The organism is Actinomadura sp. NPDC000600, from assembly GCF_040492135.1.
Classification (GTDB): domain Bacteria; phylum Actinomycetota; class Actinomycetes; order Streptosporangiales; family Streptosporangiaceae; genus Spirillospora.
The window spans coordinates 152,891-169,305 of record NZ_JBEUPD010000012.1 but is presented as its reverse complement, the minus strand read 5'-3'; the positions used below and the strand labels follow the sequence as shown (position 1 = coordinate 169,305).

Genomic DNA, 16,415 nt, shown 5'->3' with positions numbered 1-16,415 from the left:
CATCATTTGCCTTCGGCTGTCTCCTTGGGGTCCGCGACGCCGTCGAGCCGGGCGACCAGATCGCGCAGGGCGGCCAACTCCTCTGCCAGCGCACGAGACCCCTTCGGGGTCAAACTGAGCCAGGTCCGGGGACGGCGTCCGTGGTAGCCCTTGTGAATGTCGATATAGCCGGCCTCGTCCAGCGTCCGTAGATGTCGGGACAGATTGCCGTCGGTGAGGTTCAGTGTGTCGCGCAGATATCCGAATTCGGCACGGTCGATCTCGTGCAGCACCGTCATGATGCCGAGACGGGTGCGATGGTGGACGGTGTCGTTGAGGCCTTGCGTGGGGTGCGGTGCCCCTGGCGGCTCGCTGGTCTCCCTCATGCCTGGACTGGGGCCGCGGCGGTGACCGAACGCAGTCGCGCCCACGCCCGCAACTGGACGACCAGCGCGCCGACCAGCAGGACGGCGGCCAGCAGGATCAGGTTCTGTGCAGGGTTGAGCATTCCATCGATCATGCCGCCGTACGGGGGCACGAGCCAAGGAGGGATTTGGCCGAGGCCGTAGCCGTTCATGATGACGCACAGCCCCCCGTAAACGAGACCGCAGACCGCGACGCCCGGGCTCCGCTCCACTTTGGCCAGGACCAGCAACCCGACCGCGATCGCTAGCAGAGGGCTGACCACGGCACTCGCCACGAAACCATCTCCGAAGGGCGAAGACGCATCCCGTGCGCCGTGGTCCTGAGCGAATACGGCGAGCAAGAACACGGCGAACAGCGCCGTGCCCGTGTACGCCCAGGGCCGCCACCGCACGGTGAGTCCGACGCGGGCGGCCCGTCGCCGGTACCACCAGGCGCATGCCAGGTAGCTCAGCGGTCCTGTGATCAGCCAGAACGCGATCGAGAGGGCTCCCGATCGGTCGAACCCGTTCAGCCCCGCATAGCCGCTTGTCGAACCGGGTCTGCTCACGCTGCCGCCGTCCGGCAGCGTCTGCATCGCGTGGAAGGGGTGGGAGTACAGGGGGATCGAGGCCAGCGTCAGCAGGCCGAAGATCATCAGTGGGACCGCCGCCCCGCGCGCACGGGCACGGGTGAGCCGCCGCAGCCTGGCCACCTCGTCGAGTATCCGGTCGGGGGACTGTGGATCCATGATGCCTCCCTCACTTTGCGCTTGAGAAGTACTTTGCAACAGCGAGTACTTTCGCGTCAAGAGTGCCGACGACGCTCCCAGAGCGGGAGGACGGTCGGGGCGGCGGGTCTCTCGCGCTGCCGCCCTGGGACCCGCGCATGTCAGTTCCAGCCGACGTGGTCGTTCCAGGGCTCGCTCCAGGCGCGGTTGTCGAACCCGATGACGAACAGGTCGAGGTTGCCGGGGGCACGGGATACCGCCGCGATCTGCTGGGTGGTGTGGTCGAAGACCGCCCCGATCCCGACTCCACCGCCCGCGAGGCCCTGGCGAGTGAGCCGATTTCCAGCGGACCCGTCGCGCGCACCAGCCTGCGGCACGACCGGGTGGCCGACAGCTCCCCGTTGACGTAGAGCCGCAACCGCCGCCTCTTCAAGTCGTACACCGCGGCGAGGTGCGTCCAAGACCCGGCATCCGGCCGCTCCCGGCTGAAGACGGTCTGCTCGCCGTCGGCCCAGCCGGTGGCCTGGTTCGGGACCAGGACCGCCCACCTTCTCTTGTCGGAGTCGTAGCTGAGCAGGAAGACGTCGAAGTCGCCATCGTGCACGCTGAGCACGGTGCCCCAACTGTCGCTGGCGTCGAGCCTGACCCAGGCGGTGACGGTGAAGTCCAGATCCGTGCGGAACACCGCGTCCGGGGCTGTGGTGTGGGCGGTGCCGTCGAGCAGCAGCGCCTGCCCGCTGGGAGCGTCGGTTCGACTCGCCCGGCCGGCCGTCCTCAGCGGATGGCGGCCTCGGGAGTCCGCGGCGAGGCCGTTCCCGGCATCGTCGAACTGCCACCAGGCCACCGGCTCGGCCGTCGGGGCCGCGAGTGGCGGCGCCGTGGAGCCGCTCAGGATGAGCAGCATGGCGGCCGACAGCGCGACCGCGTATCGCCGGATCCGGTTGCGCGTCCTGCTCGCGGCCGCTCTCGGCTGTGGTCGAACCGGCCTGGTGTCGACCAGTAGGAAGGTCTGCGCGGGGGCATGGCGTGGACCGGCGGCCCGTCACCGGCCAGGCGGTCATAGGTCGCCAGCCATTGCGCCGCCTCCGTCACGGCTTGTTCGGGGCCGAGGCAGGCGCGGACGAATGCTTCGACGGTTTCTCGTCGTGGCAGGGTTTCGCCTGTGAGGGCTTGGGCGATGGTGCTGCGGGGCAGCGTGTCGCCCGCTGCCTCCGCCCGCCGCTCCAACTGCCGGTAGGAGATTCCCGACCGCTGCTTCAGGTGGCGCAGGGACGAAACGAACTCTCCGCTGGACCGCATGTCCTCCGGAAAACCATCTCCTGCGCCACGTTCTCCCCTGCCGCCCGAATGGCACCCGCCGCGTATGCAAAGAATGATGACCGCATTCAAAGATCTCTGACAAGGGGCAATGTCCCCGGGTAACGCTGCGTCGCCGGATCGTGTCCACAGGTGATCATTTTCGGTGTCCGGGAATCGGTGCCGTCCGAACGGCTGTCCGGCGCTGTCCGGGACACTGCTCTTTTTCCTTTGTGCAGGCCACAGCAGGTGTCCCGGACGAAGATCCCCTTGTGGCGCAGCCGGCTCCGACGCAGGTTGCTGATGGACGCGGAAGAGCGCGTCCAGGCTCGTCCACGGTTGGGAAAGGAGGTCTCAGGGGGCCGGTATGCGTGCGCCGACAAATGCTTCGAGTGACGGATTAGCCCTTTACTCGGAGGCGGTGCGACTGCCCGGCCTTCAGAAGAGCCGCCGCACACTCGAAAAGGAGATGGAGATACCAGCTTTCGGCATGAAGAAGATCACCCGGCTCGGTCTGACGACCGTCGCCGCCATCGGCCTCGGCGTGGGCGTGGCCGCCTTGCGCACCAACAAGCCGATGAAACTGCGGGAGGGCCCGTCGGTCACCTGTGACCCCATCGGGTGGACCTCGATGCCCAAGAGCCAGAAGTTGTGGGTCCGATGCAAGTTCGTCAACGACGCGCGGAACACCTGGTACTACGTCCGTCCGGAGCCGCCCGCAGGGGAGTACTGGGACCCAGGCTGGATCTACTCCGGGAACGTCACCAACGTCCCCTCGGGGATCCCCACGTGCTGAGCACGTCCTAGGGGCACGCACGATCTGAGCGGTTGATCGGAACGCGACCGCCGGCGGGGGTCGCCCACAGCGGGCGGCTCCCGTCGGGCGTCGTCGTTTCCCATCCGGGTGTCGCCGACGTCAGGTCTCCACCTTGCTCATGGCCGCCCGTCGTGTGGTCGAGTGGGCCGTGGCGCGGGCAGCGGGAGGGCCAGACCGGTCTTGACGGTGTCGAAGTCGACCAGGGTCTCGTAGCGCTGGAGGGTGTCGGCCTTGAACAGGCGCTCGCCGAGACGGTCGCATTCGCGCGTTCTCCGCGCGGCCAGGCCGGCCACGTAGCCCCAGGGGCCCGCCACACGGCAGCACTGCTGCGGTAGGCGTCGGGTAGCGAGTGGCGGGCGGGGGAAGGCGGCTCTCAGCCCCGCCGACGCCCGCGACCTGGCCGGGGGGCGCCGAACCGATCGGCGGTCACCTCGGCACCGGGCCACCGCCGAGATGCGGCCGCGACTACCGCTCTACGTGGTGGCCGTCCCGATGGGCACGCCCACCACCCCCAGACCCGGGGGACCGGCCCGCCACTCTGTTCGGGTTCAGGGGGTGATGGTGATGCAGAAGGGGTCGAGCCGTCCAGGACGTGGTCGTTGTTTCTGAACTGCTCGATGAACTCTCCGGCGGCGCGGTTGTGTTCGGCGTCCAGGGCGGGGACTGTCCTAAAGATCGTGTGGGTGGGGTGGTGATCCGGAAGGCCGGTACGTGGCCAATGGCATCAACACCGGGCACCTGGCATACGAAATCTTCACATGCTCTCCACATTTCACCACAATTTCTACATTCGAAAACCTGTCGCAGCGCGTAGCATTTCCGCCCATGACACGCCCGCGCCCGTCGGCCTGGATCGCCATACTCGTGTTCGCCATACTCGTGACCGGCTGCATCATCGCAGTGTGGACCTTCATCTCAGAGGGAAACGCCATGAGGCAACGGGACGAGGCCCGAGCGCGCGCGACCCTGGTCGCCTATCTGGATCTCGTTCGTCAGCGCAAATGGATAAAGGCCTGCGACATGCAGGACGACACATCCGATTTGGCGATGGAAGACTGCGAGGGGTTTCTGTCGAGCGGGGCACCCCTCGTGTCCTTCGACGTTGGAGGCGCCCGCTCGACGAGTTGGAACACCGAAGGCACCTTCATCAAGTTTCCGGTTTCCCTGGTCTACGCTGACGGGAGCCACGAGCAGATCGAACTGGAGGTCGGCTCGAAGGCCAGGGGCTACCCCGACACGGTCCTCGACGGCCCGATTTCTCATACCCGCGAACGCCCGTACGAGGGGTGAACGGTGTCAGAGCCCGGTGACTGACGAGACTCAAGCTTTCGGGTCGGGCTCGTACGCAAGCGGACCTTCGACGTCCAGGTGCCTGACCAGCTCTGGGCACCGACATCACCGGCATCCGACCGAAGAGGGGAAGCTGTACTGCGCAGCCGTACTGGACTGCTTCTCCCGCCGCATCATCGGAGCTCTTGGGGGTCGAGATCGTCGCAAAACTCGATCTACCAGGAGCTCTCTTGTCATCACTCAGGCCGCGCGGGATGCAACCGGCCCGTGACCTGCGGACTCAGGTTGGAAATTCCTCGGCGATGCAGCGTGACGTCGCCGCCGGCCTGCGGCAGGACGTGCGGCAGATGGGAGGTGTTGCGCGAGTACCTGGAGCGCGGTCGGCAGATCATGGACGCGACACCGAGGGGCGCACGTCGTCACCACCCAGGTGGGCATTCACGACGCTCGGCCACGGCCTTGACCGGTTCGCGGCTGTCATCGCCGCCACGGCGTCGAGGACGGCCCGCCGGTCGCCGTGGACGCGCGTGACCGCCTTGGGCGCCTCGTGTCGGGTCGTGGCGACGCATGTTCAGGCGATCTCGGCGGACGCGCCGGGGGTCAGTCGCTGGTAGGGGCTGCCGGTGCCGGGGCCGTTGCCGCCCAGCAGGCCGGCGACCATTGCGCCGCCGACGTCGTTGAGGGCGCCGTCGTGGACGCCGACGACCTGCCGCGGCTTCACTTCGCGCACGTAGTCGATCAGCTGCCCGGTGGTGGACCAAGGGCCGTGCACGGGCAGCAGCAGGGTGTCGATGGCCGTGTCCGGCACGGTCAGCGCGTCGCCGGGGTGAAAAAGGGCGCCGTTGATCAGGAAGCCGATGTTGGCCACGCGCGGGATGTCGGGGTGGATGACAGCGTGCCAGGTGCCGAAGACCTGCACGTCGAAGCCGGCCGCGGTGAACGCCTCGCCGTCGCCGACGACGGTCACGCGCTTGCCGAGGTCGGCGAGTCTGCCTCCGACGGCGGTGTTGGTCCACAGGAGCAGGCGCGGGTTCTCCGCGAAGGCTTGACGCAGCGTGTCTTCGGAGAAGTGGTCGAAGTGCTCGTGGGTGACCAGGACCGCGTCGGCGCCGTCGAGCGCGCGCGGATCGGTCAGGCCGCCGGGGTCGACTACCAGCCGCCGGCCGTCGGATTCGACGCGGACACAGGCGTGCCCGAACTTCGTGAGCTGCAAGGTTCGCTCCCAGATATACAACTAAGCTGTACAATCAAACTATACAACCTGGTTGTGAGGGCAAGGGTAGGGTGAAGAGGTGGACGACACACTGGCCGAAGACTTGCGGCAGGCGATCGGTGCGCTGGTACGCGCGGTGCGGGCCGTCGACACCATGCCTGGCGGCGCGGCCGCCATCCTCGGCTACCTCGACCGGGACGGCCCGCAGACCACCGCCGACCTGGCACAGCGGCGGATGGTGAGCCACCAGTCGGCCGCGAAGACGGTCAAAGAACTGCTGAGCGCCGGCCTGGTGGCCGCCGAACCGCACCCCGATGACCGTCGCAAGGTGCTCCTGCGCATCGACGAAGCCGGGCGAGAACGCCTGCGACAGGACCGCGACCGCCGCGCCACCTCATTGCACAACGCCATTCACGACACGCTCACTGTCGGCGAGCAACGAGAACTGCGGAACTGCGTGTCCCTGCTCACCCGGCTCACCGCCCAGCTGACCCGCCGTTGAGCCGCGGTTTTGAACGTCCTGGTCAGCTTCATGGCGGCACCTGATCCGGAGAGGCATGGGGTCTGTGCCTGTCTCGCCGGACTGAATCTCGATCCGGCGCGTCCGGGGTGGACGTGCCTGTACCGCGGGACTTCTGCGGACTCGCGGTTGACGAAATCTGCAAGAAGCACGATGTCGTCCCAGGAGTCTTCGAGACGCCGATATTGCCGAGAACCGTACTGTGAGGATCTTGGGCTGACCGCCTGATCGGCCTGGCGACGGCCAAGCCCGTTAGCGCCCGGCCAGGGAGAAACCAACCGTGTCCGGCATCCCCCAGCCCGCTTCTGTCTGCTCCTCCGGCCACACGCCCCCGACTGGAGGTCGTTACGGTGACCGGCTCCGGAGCGCATCACCGGCCCGAGGTGGTGGCGCTGGTCTCCGAACGGGGACGCGGCGAGCGGTTGCACGGGTCCGGCGAGCAGCCTTGCGCTTCCGGAAAGCTCCAATGAGCGGGTAGTGAACGTCCCTTGGGATCCAGCGGGTAGTGACACAGCGCGACGACACTCTCCCAGGAGCAGGCATGGATCGACGTCAGCGACGGAGCCTGCGGCGCGGCAACGCGGCGGCCGCCGTGCTGCACGCCGGCCAGGCGGTGTTGATCGGCGTGCTGGCCACCGATTTCTCCCTGCCGGTCACCGCGGCCTATCTGGCCGGACCGCCGGGAACGGCTCCACAGAACCCGGTGGTGCTGTTCAGCCTGCCGACCGGCTTCGCCGTGGCCGCCTTCCTGGCTCTGTCAGGAATCGCGCATCTGCTCGTCTGCACGGTCTGGTGGCGGCGCTACGTGCTCGACCTCGAGCGGCGACGCAACAGGGCCCGCTGGGTGGAGTACTCCCTGTCCGCCTCGCTGATGATCGTGTTGATCTCCCAGCTCGTCGGCATCGCCGACGTCGCGGCACTGATCGCCATCTTCGGTGTGAACGCGGCGATGATTCTTTTCGGCTGGCTCCAGGAGAAGTACGAGGAGCCCGGCGCTCACGGGTGGCTGCCGTTCACCTTCGGCTGCATCGCCGGGGCCGTGCCCTGGATCGCCATCGTCATCTACACGATCGCACCGAAGTCGCCGTCGCAGGCCGAGCCGCCCGCCTTCGTGTACGGGATCATCGTCTCGTTGTTCGTCCTCTTCAACATCTTCGCGCTGAACCAATGGCTGCAGTACCGCGCCAAGGGACGCTGGGCCGACTACCTCTTCGGCGAGAAGGGCTACATCGTGCTGAGCCTGACCGCCAAGTCGGCCCTGGCCTGGCAGATCTTCGGCGGCACCCTGGCCGGCTGAGCCCCGGGAGAAAATTCGCTTCAGGTCCGCGGTGCCGACCACGAGCGGATGCCCCTCGTCGACCAGGTCGGCGAGCGTGTCACCGAGGGTCTGCGGCCAGGGTGCGCGCTCCATGAGCGTGGGCAGGTACCAGAAGCCGGGCTGCGGCCCCGGTACGGAACTCATCGCAGATCTCCGAACTCCGCGAGCGCGGCTGCCCGTGGCCTGTCTGCCCAGGTCGGAGCCCTGGCTCGTTACCGCGGAGAACGCCGGTCGTCACCCGCTGGTCAGCTTGCCGGTGCATCATGACCAGGCCGGTTTGTCCGGCAACGGACCTTCCGGGAGGGGGATGTGCGTGGAGCTGCGGCACCTTGAGTCGTTTCTTGCCATCGCCGACGAGTTGCATTTCGGGAGGGCCGCCGCGGCCCTGCACATCTCCCAGCCGTCCCTCAGCCAGCACTTGCAACGGCTGGAACGTTCGATGGGCGTCCGGCTCGTCGACCGCGGATCGCACCATGTCACGCTCACCGAGGCCGGTGAGGTCTTCCGCGCGGAGGCGCGGAGGCTGCTCGATCAGTTGCGCGACGCGGTCGAGATGACCAGGAAGGTCGGATCGGGGTATGCGGGCACGGTGCGGGTCGGGTTCAACTACCCGGCCGGCCGCCGGGTCCTGCCGCTCACGCTGGACCGGCTGGCCCAGGCGTACCCGCGGCTACGGCCTGAGCTGGTCGAGAAGCGCTCCGGGCCGCAGCTGGCCGACCTCGTGGCGGGCAGGCTGGACGTCGCGTTGCTGTTCGGCGTGCCCGAGGGCCCCTACTTCGCGTCCCGAGCGCTGTTCCGTACGCCGCTGATGGCCTTGGTCGCGCCTGGTCATCCGCTGTTCGGACGGCGCTCCATGCCGTTCCGCGAACTGGCCGAGCACCGCAGCATCCTCTTCAGCCGAGAGCTGAGCCCGGCCTCGCACGACGCGCTGTCGCAGGCCGCGAAGCAGAGCGGGATCAGGCTGAACGTCACCGACGAGGTGAACGACTCGATGGCCACCGCCATGGTCATCGCCACCGGGACGGTGGTCGGGTTCGCCTCCGCGACGCGCGCGGTCGAGACGTCCGCCATGGGATTGTCCGCTGTCGCGCTGGTGGAGCCGGAGCCCACGCTGGACGTATGCGCGGTGTGGCCGGCGCGGGATTCGTCCCCGGGGGCACGCGTGTTCCTGGCATGTCTCGAGGCGGCGGCGCCGTTCGCGGCTGTCGGTCTCTGACCGACGCGACGGGGGACCGGTCAGGTCCTCGTCGCTTGTCCGGCCGCCGTCCACCATCTGAAATCGGTGCCCCAGCCTCAGGCCGCCGACCTGTCACCGCGACGTTCCACCGAGCCGACCCTCATGGCGGCGGCGATTGGTGTACTCAATCGCCGATTCGGATTTCCTTTGTTGACCGGGATGTGCCGCCTTGCCATGCTTGATTTCGGGCCTGCGGCATCGGCCGTGTGAACCTTTCAATCTCAGGGAAACGAGCGAAGAGCAATTGATGAATTTGACGATACTCGGTTGCCGCTCGGGGATGCCTGCGGACGGTCAGGCCGGCTCGGGCTACCTGGTCTCGCTGGGGCCCGACGCGGCGCCGACCCGGCTGCTGCTGGACTGCGGGCCGGGAGTGGCGACCGCGTTGAGCAGGGTCGGCACGCCGGAGATGCTCGACGCGGTCGTCATCACCCATGTTCATCTCGACCACTGCTACGACCTGCTCCCGGTCGGCAAGACACTGCTCTCCGCGAATCTGCGCTATCCGACCGCCGGATCGCCGCCGCAGGCGGATGTGCGGATATCCCGGATTCCGCTTTATGTTCCGGTCGGCTCCGCGGAGCGTTTCGAGCGGCTCGCTGAAATCTTTCCGGTCGTGACGATGCCGGCCCTTGACCGTGCGTTCGAGTTGGCATTCGACGTCCGTGAATATGCCCCCGGTGCGCGATTCGCTGTCGGGGGCGCGGAAATCCGGTTGGAACTCCTCAAGCACGCGGTGCCGAACTGCGGTGTCCGCGTCGAAACCCCCGAGGGGATCCTCGTCTACACGGGGGACACCGGCCGTACGGCGGCACTCGACGACCTCGCCGCGGGAACCGACCTGCTGCTCGCCGAGTGCACGCTGGACGAGCCGGACTCCGGCCCCCACGGCCACCTGTGCGCCGAGGACGCGGCCGAGGTCGCCATGTCCGCCGGCGCCGGGCAACTCGTGCTCACTCACTTCGTGTCGGCCGACACCTCCTGGTTGGAGAAGAGCCGGAGACGCGCCGCCGCCCGGTTCGGCGGTCCGGTCCACATCGCCACCCCGTTCGCGAAGTTCCCTGTTTGATCCCCCTAGGAGACCCCCAAATGATCAATAAAAAGATGCGCGCAGGCGTGAGCCGACCGCGCGTCGCTCTCGCCGTGCTGGCCGTGGCAGCGTCGTCGATCGCGGGATGCTCGTCCGGCAGCGACGCCGCCGTCGGCAAGACCGTGACGCTGTCCTTCCTCTCTTACAACTACGGCACCGCCGATCTGGGCGGAAAGGGCACGCAGGAGCTGATCGACTCCTTCGAGAAGGCCAATCCCTCCATCAAGATCGAACCGCAGGGCGTCGCCGTCGCCGACGTCCTCACCAAGCTGCGCACGTCCAGCCTCTCCGGCAACGGTTTCGATGTCGCGCAGATCGGCTGGAGCAAGATGGCGCAGGCGTACCAGAGCCTGCCGATCACACCCGTCCAGGAGATCGCCACGGCGCAGGATTGGCGGCAGACCAGCGCCGGTTTCAACCAGGCCGTCCTCGCCGCGACGCGTCACAAGGGTGTGACGGCCGCGATGCCGTACACGATGTCGGTCCCGGCGCTGTTCTACAACGCCGACCTGTTCCGGTCCGCGGGCCTGGACCCGGCCAAGCCGCCGACGACCATGGCCGAGATGAAGAGCGCCGCGCTCAAGATCGTGAAGAAGGGAGCGGAGGGCGTCTACGTCGACGCGGCCGGCGCCGGCAAGTCCGACTTCCTCACCCAGTCCCTCGTCAACAGCAACGGCGGCTCGCTCGTCGACGCCGACGGCAAGGTCACGCTCGACCAGCCGCCTGCCGTCCAGGCGATGCGGACGCTGGCAGACCTGACGCAGTCCGGGGCGCAGCCGGGTGTCAGCGAGGCCGACGCCATCGCGGCGTTCAAGGCGGGCAAGCTGGGCATGCTCGTCACCTCCACGGCGGTGCTCGCCGCCCTCGACGCGGCGGCTTCCGGCAAGTTCGAGGTGCAGGCCACCGGCTTCCCGGGCTTCGGCACCGGCCCCGCCCGCCCGACCTATTCCGGCGCAGGGCTCGCAGTGCTGTCGAAGGACCCGGCCAAGCAGCGCGCCGCATGGACGTTCGTGAAGTTCCTGACCAGCGAACAGGCGTTCACGACGATCACCGCCAAGATCGGCTATCTGCCCCTGCGGCCCGCCACGGTGACCGATCCGCGCTACCTGAAGAGCTACTTCGACAAGGACAAGCGGCTGCTTCCCACCCTGGCCCAGTTGGACCATCTCATGCCCTACACCTCCTTCAGCGGGCCGAAGGCGCAGCAGGCCGTTCTCACGCTGCAGGACGAAGCGGTGGCGCCGATCATGCTGCGGGGAGCGAACGCGCAGCAGACCATGCAGGCGACCGCGAAGACGATCCGCGGGCTGGTCGGTCAGTGAGCAAAGCGGTGCACCGGCGGTCCGGAGCCCTGGGCTACCTCAGTCCTGCCCTGGTCGTCCTCACCGTCTGGGTGTACGGGCCGCTGGTGTTCACCGTGGTGCTCAGCGTCCTGCACTGGGACGGAACCGGCACGCCCGGCTTCGCCGGGCTGGACAACTATGCCTCGCTCGTCGCCGACCGGCAGTTCCCGATGGCCATGGTCCGCACGTTGCTGCTGGTGGCCTGCCTGCTTCCGTTCGCCACCGCCGTGCCGATGGGACTGGCGATCACCTTGTGGAAGCGGCCGGGCCGGGCCGCGTCGACCTACCGCGCGCTGCTCTTCGTGCCCGTCGTCCTCGCGCCCATCGCCAACGCGGTGTCGTGGCAGTTCGTGCTCAACCCGCTGGGCGGGGTGCTCAACGAGACCCTCGGCCTGCTCGGAATCCGTCCGGTCAACTGGCTCGGCGATCCGCGCACGGCGCTGGTCGCGATCGCGCTGATCACCGCGGGGAAGATCATCGGACTGAACGTGCTGCTGTACGGCGCCGCGCTCGACGGCCTCGACCCGCAGTCCCTTGACGCCGCGCGGATCGACGGTGCGGGCGAACGGCAGGTGACCAGGCTCGTCGTCGTGCCGCAGCTCTGGCCCGTGACCGGCCTGCTGGCCGGCATCTGCGTGATGCTGGGGGGACAGTGGGCGTTCGCCAACGTGTCGGTGCTCACGCAGGGCGGTCCCGACGGCGCCACCGACAACATCTACTACCTCCTCTACACCTACGGCTTCATGTTCTTCGACACGGGTCAGGCATCGGCCGCGGCGGTGGTGCTGATCACCGTCCTGGGCGCCCCCCTGGCGGCCCGCCGCCTGTGCCGTCGAGCCGTAGCGGTGAATTCATGATCACTTGGAGGAATCGATGGAGGCGTATCCGCTGGCATGCGTTCCTCGCGGCGGCCTGCCTCCTGATGCTGTTCCCGACGCTCTGGGCGCTGGCCGGCTCGTTCAAGCCCGTCCAGGACCTCTACGGTTCCAATCCCCTGCCGTTGCATGGAACCCTCGCGAACTACCGGGTCGCCGGCCGCCAGTTCCCGCTGTTCCGGTTGCTGTTCAACACCCTCGTCACCGCCGCGGTCGTGACGGTGGGCCAGATCACGATCGCGATACTCGCCGCCTATGCGCTCGCGCGGCTTCGCTTCCGCGGAGCACGCGTGCTCATGGCCACGGTCACGATCGCGGTGCTCGTCCCCGCGCACACGTTGATCATCCCGCAGTTCGTGTTCATCTCGCGGCTGCACTGGGTCGACAGCTTCCCAGGGCTGATCGTGCCGCAGTTCGGTGCCTGTGCCCTCGCGGTGCTCCTGCTGCGGCAGAACATCCAGGCCCTCCCCGAAGAGCTCTTCTCGGCCGCGCACATGGACGGCGCCGGCTCGTTCCGGATCTTCTGGTACGTGGTGCTTCCCCTGCTGCGGCCGGCGCTGAGCGCGGTGGCGATCCTTTCGTTCATCAATACCTGGAACGAGTACGTGTGGCCGATGGTGGCGGCGCCCAGCCCTCGGCACACCACGATCCAGATGGGTCTCACCCTGTTCACCAACACCGAGGCGAGTAATCCCGGCCCGCTCCTCGCCGCCGCGATGCTCGCCACGGTCCCGGTCATCGCGGTCTACCTCGTCGCGGCTCGCCGGATCACCGCGGCGTTTCTGCACTCCGGCCTGCGGTGACCCGGGCGAGCCCGCGATCGGACGCCACGCACCGTCATGCCGTCCACCGGGACGATCCTCGGCGGGCCGCGTGTCCGGGGAGTCTGGCCGTCCCGGCGGCGCGAACCCCTGGAACGCTGGACGAAACCGTCGGCTCGACCCGCATCATCGGCAGCACCCTTGACGCCAGGATGCCGAGACGTCGGATCTTAGTGACCGCGGGCGGTGCTGGATGCGGAGGCGGCTCTTCCGCAGGGCCGCGAGTGGGTCCCTGTGGAAGAGCCGCCCTGGAGGGCCGGTCGCGTGAAGGCGGACCTTGTCAGGGCTGTCGGATCGCCGTGGCCTCGAACTCCACCGTCACGCTCGGGCTGATCATGATCTTGGTGGCGGTGTTCCAGTTCACACCCCAGTCAGTGCGGTCGATCGTGACGCTGCCCTTGAAGCCGACTCGCGTGACTTCGTCGGTGCCCGTCAACTCAACGTCCACGGTGACCGGTCTGATCACGCCCCGCATGCCGAGGTCACCGGTGACCTTGAATTTCGTGCCATCGGTCTGCTCCACCCTCGTCGAACTGAAGGTTGCGGTCGGATGGTCGGTCACCCCCAGGAATTTGGCGCGCAGGAGGTCGTCGCGCTGCGAGTTGCGGGTCTGGATGCTCCGCGTCCGGATCGTGAGCCGTACGTCGGACTTCGACGGGTGGCCGCCGTCCAGGTACAGCGCGCCCTCGAACTCCTCGAAGCGCCCGCGCACCCTGGTGGCCATCGTGTGCCGGGCGACGAATCCGATCCGGGTCTGGGCGGTGTCGAGGACGTAGTCGCCGGTCAGCTCGCTGAGATCTGTCATGCTCGGTGAATCCTTGAGGAAAGAGGTGGTGGGAAGTGCTGCCGCCCCACGGGCCTGACGTGCTTCCGGAGAGGAAGATCACCGCGCTTGCGCGTCGCCGCGGGTGAGGGGCCGTAGAACCTCAAGGGCGGGGTGCTTGTCGGGGGTGCCGGATGCCGGGAACCCGCTGATCCTGCCCTCGGCGAGCTCGATCGGGGTCGCTGTGCTGCGGACGCGCGGGCCCGGCCCGGATCGGAAGATCCGGCCCGGGCCGATGTTCCCTTGTCCGGCTAACTCGCCATGTCGGCGAACGCGCCGGCCTCGTACGATCCGCCCTTCTGGTGCAGGATCACGCCGAGCCGGTTGGCCGCGTTGATCATCGCTACCAGGGACACCAGCGCGACGGTCTCGTCGTCGTAGTGCTTGCGGACCTGGTCCCAGGTCTCGTCCGAGACGCCCTGGTGGGCGTCGGCGAGCCGGGTGCCCTCCTCGGCCAGCGCGAGCGCGGCCCGCTCGGCCTCGGTGAACACCGTCGACTCCCGCCAGGCGGCCACCAGGTTGATTCGGACGGCGGTCTCGCCGGCGGCCGCGGCCTCCTTGGCGTGGGCGTCGACGCAGAAGCCGCAGCCGTTGATCTGGCTGGCGCGCAACTCCACCAGTTCCACCAGGCCCTTGGGCAGCGGCGACTCCTGGATCGCGAGGCTGACGCCGGCGATCCGCTTACCGATCTTGGTGCCGAGCTCGTTGGCGAACAGGTTGAAACGAGGCTCCATGACTTCGTCCTGACTCCTTGAGGAGAGGTACCGCGCGGGTCGTCCGCGTGGCGCCCTGACGAAACACGAGATGCCGCAGACCCGCCCCCCGTGACGCCACGTCCATGTGACCTAGGCCACCAGCCGCCCCGTATGACCGCATCTCCTCCGCGGGCTTCCGTCGATGTGCCAGGACGAAGAACCACTGCCGCCCGTGCGACCGCGACAACACGATGGTGCGATCTCCCGGGAGCCCTTCAGCGTCAATGACTTCGTGGCCCGGGGGGTCGTCCTGGAGGACGGCAAGTGGGTCGGCACCGAGTCCAGGGCGGCCTGCAAGCGGCTGTCGGACTACGTCCACGAGCACATCGCCACCTACTTCGTGTCCTGACAGCCGCCCGCCTCGGCCAGGAGCCGCACGGCTCAGCCATGCCCCACGCCCAGCGCGGCGCAACCTCAGGCGCAGCGGCGGAAGCCGCCGCGGCAGGTGGCACCCGTCAAGACGGACGCTCAACGTATGACGTGGATCAACGTTGCGGGGTGTCACGGACGGGCTGGGCCCATCCGTCCCCCGAATGCACCGCGTGATCCGTTCCGCGACGCCGACGAGCGGGCGGCCGAGGCGTCGACACGGCGGATGACGACCGGGTAAGGGGCCACAGGGTGGGCAGGAGAACCGTGGGGGCGGACCGCCCGTTCGGGGGCCGTTACGGAAGGTGGGGGTCACGTGTCTGGTGCCGTCGTGGTCGGCGCCGGCCTGGCGGGTCTGGCGTGTGCGGTCAGGCTGCATGAGGCCGGGGTGCCGGTGCAGGTGCTGGAGGCGTCCGACGGGGTCGGGGGCCGGACGCGGACCGACATCGTCGACGGATTCCGTCTTGACCGGGGGTTCCAGGTCTTCAACACCGCCTATCCCGAGGCCAGGCGTGTCCTGGACATCCCGGCCCTGGACCTGAGGCCGTTCGCTTCCGGTCTGCTCGTGTTCCATCAGGGACGGCGTGAGCGCGTGATGCTCCCGTGGAAGCACCCGCGGCATGCGCTGAGCGGCGCCCTCGCCGACATCGGCTCCGTCCGCGACAAGGCCGCGCTGGCTGCGATGACCGCCCGCGACCTGACGTTCCCAGCCTCCCGGATCATGCACGGAGCCGAACGCGACACGGCCGCGGAACTCCGCCACTGGGGCATCTCCGAGCAGATGACCGAAAAGCTGCTGCGCCCGTTCCTGGCCGGAGTGCTGCTGGAACGGGAGCTGGAGACCTCGAGCCGCTTCTTCCACCTGATCTGGCGGTCGTTCGCACGCGGCACGATCGGCGTCCCCGCCCTCGGCATGGGACGGATGCCGGAGCAACTCGCGGCCCGGCTGCCGGACGGAGTGCTTTCACTGGAGACCGCCGTGCGAGCGGTCACCGGTGAGGGGGTGCAGACCTCCGATGGCGAGACGTTCGAGGCCGATGCCGTCATCGTGGCGACCGACCCCGCCCGGGCCGCCGCCCTCGTCCCCGAGATCGAGGCGCCCGCCATGCGGGCCGTCACCACCTTCTACCACGCGGCGCCGAAGTCCCCGCTGGAGGAGCCCCTGCAGGTCCTGGACGCGGAGGGGGTCATCACCGACAGCCTCGTCCTCACCGACGCGGCGCCCGAGTACTCCGCCGACGGCCGCGCACTCATCTCGACCTCCGTGCTCGGGATCGACGCCGACGAGTCGCGCGTGCGCGGCCGGCTGGAGGAGATCTACGGTGACACCGCCCGGTGGCAGCTGATCGCCACTTATCCGATCGAAGCCGCTCTCCCGGCGATGCCCCCGCCGCTGCGGCTGCGTCGCCCGGTGCGGATACGCAGGGGACGCTACGTCTGCGGCGATCACCGCGACACCGGATCCATCCAGGGGGCCCTGGTGTCCGGCCGCCGTGCCGCCGAAGCCGTCCTGGCCGACCTGCCCGGCTGAACCGCG

General features: G+C 68.3%; 18 protein-coding genes and 1 pseudogene. 10 read left to right on the top strand and 9 right to left on the bottom strand.

All coding sequences use genetic code 11. The features are described 5' to 3' along the window. Positions 1-2: 2 nt before the first annotated feature. The 5 genes and pseudogenes from ABWI07_RS19705 to ABWI07_RS19685 all read right to left on the bottom strand — a co-directional run bounded on the left by ABWI07_RS19705 (position 3) and on the right by ABWI07_RS19685 (position 2,410). Positions 3-365 carry a winged helix-turn-helix domain-containing protein gene (locus ABWI07_RS19705; RefSeq protein ID WP_149256861.1) on the bottom strand — a complete coding sequence of 121 codons (363 nt, stop codon included), beginning with the start codon at positions 363-365 and terminating at the stop codon, positions 3-5. Continuing rightward, the gene (locus ABWI07_RS19700; RefSeq protein ID WP_149256862.1) at positions 362-1,132 is read right to left on the bottom strand and encodes a hypothetical protein; all 771 of its coding nucleotides are present in this window, start codon (positions 1,130-1,132) and stop codon (positions 362-364) included. Before ABWI07_RS19700 ends, ABWI07_RS19705 begins: the two co-directional genes overlap by 4 nt. Positions 1,133-1,272: 140 nt before the next feature. Next, a complete protein-coding gene (locus ABWI07_RS19695; protein ID WP_353819447.1) occupies positions 1,273-1,488 on the bottom strand; it encodes a hypothetical protein in 216 nt (71 codons plus the stop codon). Positions 1,489-1,496: 8 nt separating this feature from the next. Further along, a pseudogene (locus ABWI07_RS19690) lies at positions 1,497-2,015 on the bottom strand (LamG domain-containing protein); the annotation flags it as partial. After that, on the bottom strand, positions 2,000-2,410 hold the full coding sequence (locus ABWI07_RS19685) for a helix-turn-helix domain-containing protein (RefSeq protein WP_353819402.1): 411 nt from the start codon (positions 2,408-2,410) through the stop codon (positions 2,000-2,002). The gene ABWI07_RS19685 and the pseudogene ABWI07_RS19690, both read right to left, overlap by 16 nt. Positions 2,411-2,876: 466 nt before the next feature. On the opposite strand from ABWI07_RS19685, the gene ABWI07_RS19680 reads away from it, so the two are divergent. Beyond that, positions 2,877-3,203 (top strand): hypothetical protein, encoded by a 327-nt coding sequence (locus tag ABWI07_RS19680; protein WP_353819401.1) that lies wholly within the window; start codon positions 2,877-2,879, stop codon positions 3,201-3,203. A gap of 137 nt (positions 3,204-3,340) precedes the next feature. Here ABWI07_RS19680 and ABWI07_RS19675 read toward each other — a convergent pair whose 3' ends face one another. After that, positions 3,341-3,538, bottom strand: a complete 198-nt coding sequence (locus ABWI07_RS19675; RefSeq protein WP_149264035.1) for a hypothetical protein — start codon at positions 3,536-3,538, stop codon at positions 3,341-3,343. Positions 3,539-4,049: 511 nt separating this feature from the next. On the opposite strand from ABWI07_RS19675, the gene ABWI07_RS19670 reads away from it, so the two are divergent. Next, the gene (locus ABWI07_RS19670; RefSeq protein ID WP_353819400.1) at positions 4,050-4,514 is read left to right on the top strand and encodes a hypothetical protein; all 465 of its coding nucleotides are present in this window, start codon (positions 4,050-4,052) and stop codon (positions 4,512-4,514) included. Positions 4,515-5,085: 571 nt separating this feature from the next. Here ABWI07_RS19670 and ABWI07_RS19665 read toward each other — a convergent pair. Then, positions 5,086-5,727 carry an MBL fold metallo-hydrolase gene (locus tag ABWI07_RS19665; RefSeq protein WP_353819399.1) on the bottom strand — a complete coding sequence of 214 codons (642 nt, stop codon included), beginning with the start codon at positions 5,725-5,727 and terminating at the stop codon, positions 5,086-5,088. A 79-nt stretch (positions 5,728-5,806) separates the two neighbouring features. On the opposite strand from ABWI07_RS19665, the gene ABWI07_RS19660 reads away from it, so the two are divergent. From ABWI07_RS19660 to ABWI07_RS19630, 7 genes are all read left to right on the top strand, one after another. After that, complete coding sequence (locus tag ABWI07_RS19660) at positions 5,807-6,229, top strand: MarR family winged helix-turn-helix transcriptional regulator (RefSeq protein ID WP_200842360.1); 423 nt, start codon at positions 5,807-5,809, stop codon at positions 6,227-6,229. Positions 6,230-6,788: 559 nt separating this feature from the next. Beyond that, positions 6,789-7,544 carry a heliorhodopsin HeR gene (gene heR / locus ABWI07_RS19655; protein ID WP_353819398.1) on the top strand — a complete coding sequence of 252 codons (756 nt, stop codon included), beginning with the start codon at positions 6,789-6,791 and terminating at the stop codon, positions 7,542-7,544. A gap of 334 nt (positions 7,545-7,878) precedes the next feature. Next, positions 7,879-8,781, top strand: coding sequence for a LysR family transcriptional regulator (locus tag ABWI07_RS19650; RefSeq protein ID WP_353819397.1), 903 nt, complete (start codon positions 7,879-7,881; stop codon positions 8,779-8,781). 199 nt (positions 8,782-8,980) lie between these two features. Then, positions 8,981-9,871 (top strand): MBL fold metallo-hydrolase, encoded by an 891-nt coding sequence (locus tag ABWI07_RS19645; protein ID WP_353819396.1) that lies wholly within the window; start codon positions 8,981-8,983, stop codon positions 9,869-9,871. Positions 9,872-9,918: 47 nt separating this feature from the next. Further along, positions 9,919-11,214 (top strand): ABC transporter substrate-binding protein, encoded by a 1,296-nt coding sequence (locus ABWI07_RS19640; protein ID WP_200842357.1) that lies wholly within the window; start codon positions 9,919-9,921, stop codon positions 11,212-11,214. Beyond that, positions 11,211-12,092, top strand: a complete 882-nt coding sequence (locus ABWI07_RS19635; protein ID WP_353819395.1) for a carbohydrate ABC transporter permease — start codon at positions 11,211-11,213, stop codon at positions 12,090-12,092. Before ABWI07_RS19640 ends, ABWI07_RS19635 begins: the two co-directional genes overlap by 4 nt. Then, positions 12,089-12,913, top strand: a complete 825-nt coding sequence (locus tag ABWI07_RS19630; protein WP_149264028.1) for a carbohydrate ABC transporter permease — start codon at positions 12,089-12,091, stop codon at positions 12,911-12,913. The genes ABWI07_RS19635 and ABWI07_RS19630 overlap by 4 nt, the downstream gene beginning before the upstream one ends. A gap of 298 nt (positions 12,914-13,211) precedes the next feature. On the opposite strand, the gene ABWI07_RS19625 is transcribed toward ABWI07_RS19630, so the two are convergent. Further along, a complete protein-coding gene (locus tag ABWI07_RS19625) occupies positions 13,212-13,736 on the bottom strand; it encodes a YceI family protein (protein WP_149264027.1) in 525 nt (174 codons plus the stop codon). A 269-nt stretch (positions 13,737-14,005) separates the two neighbouring features. Further along, positions 14,006-14,488: a carboxymuconolactone decarboxylase family protein gene (locus tag ABWI07_RS19620; RefSeq protein ID WP_353819394.1), complete on the bottom strand. Its 483-nt coding sequence runs from the start codon at positions 14,486-14,488 to the stop codon at positions 14,006-14,008. 706 nt (positions 14,489-15,194) lie between these two features. Here ABWI07_RS19620 and ABWI07_RS19615 point away from each other — a divergent pair. After that, positions 15,195-16,409 (top strand): NAD(P)/FAD-dependent oxidoreductase, encoded by a 1,215-nt coding sequence (locus ABWI07_RS19615; protein ID WP_149264025.1) that lies wholly within the window; start codon positions 15,195-15,197, stop codon positions 16,407-16,409. The last annotated feature ends 6 nt before the right edge of the window (positions 16,410-16,415 follow it).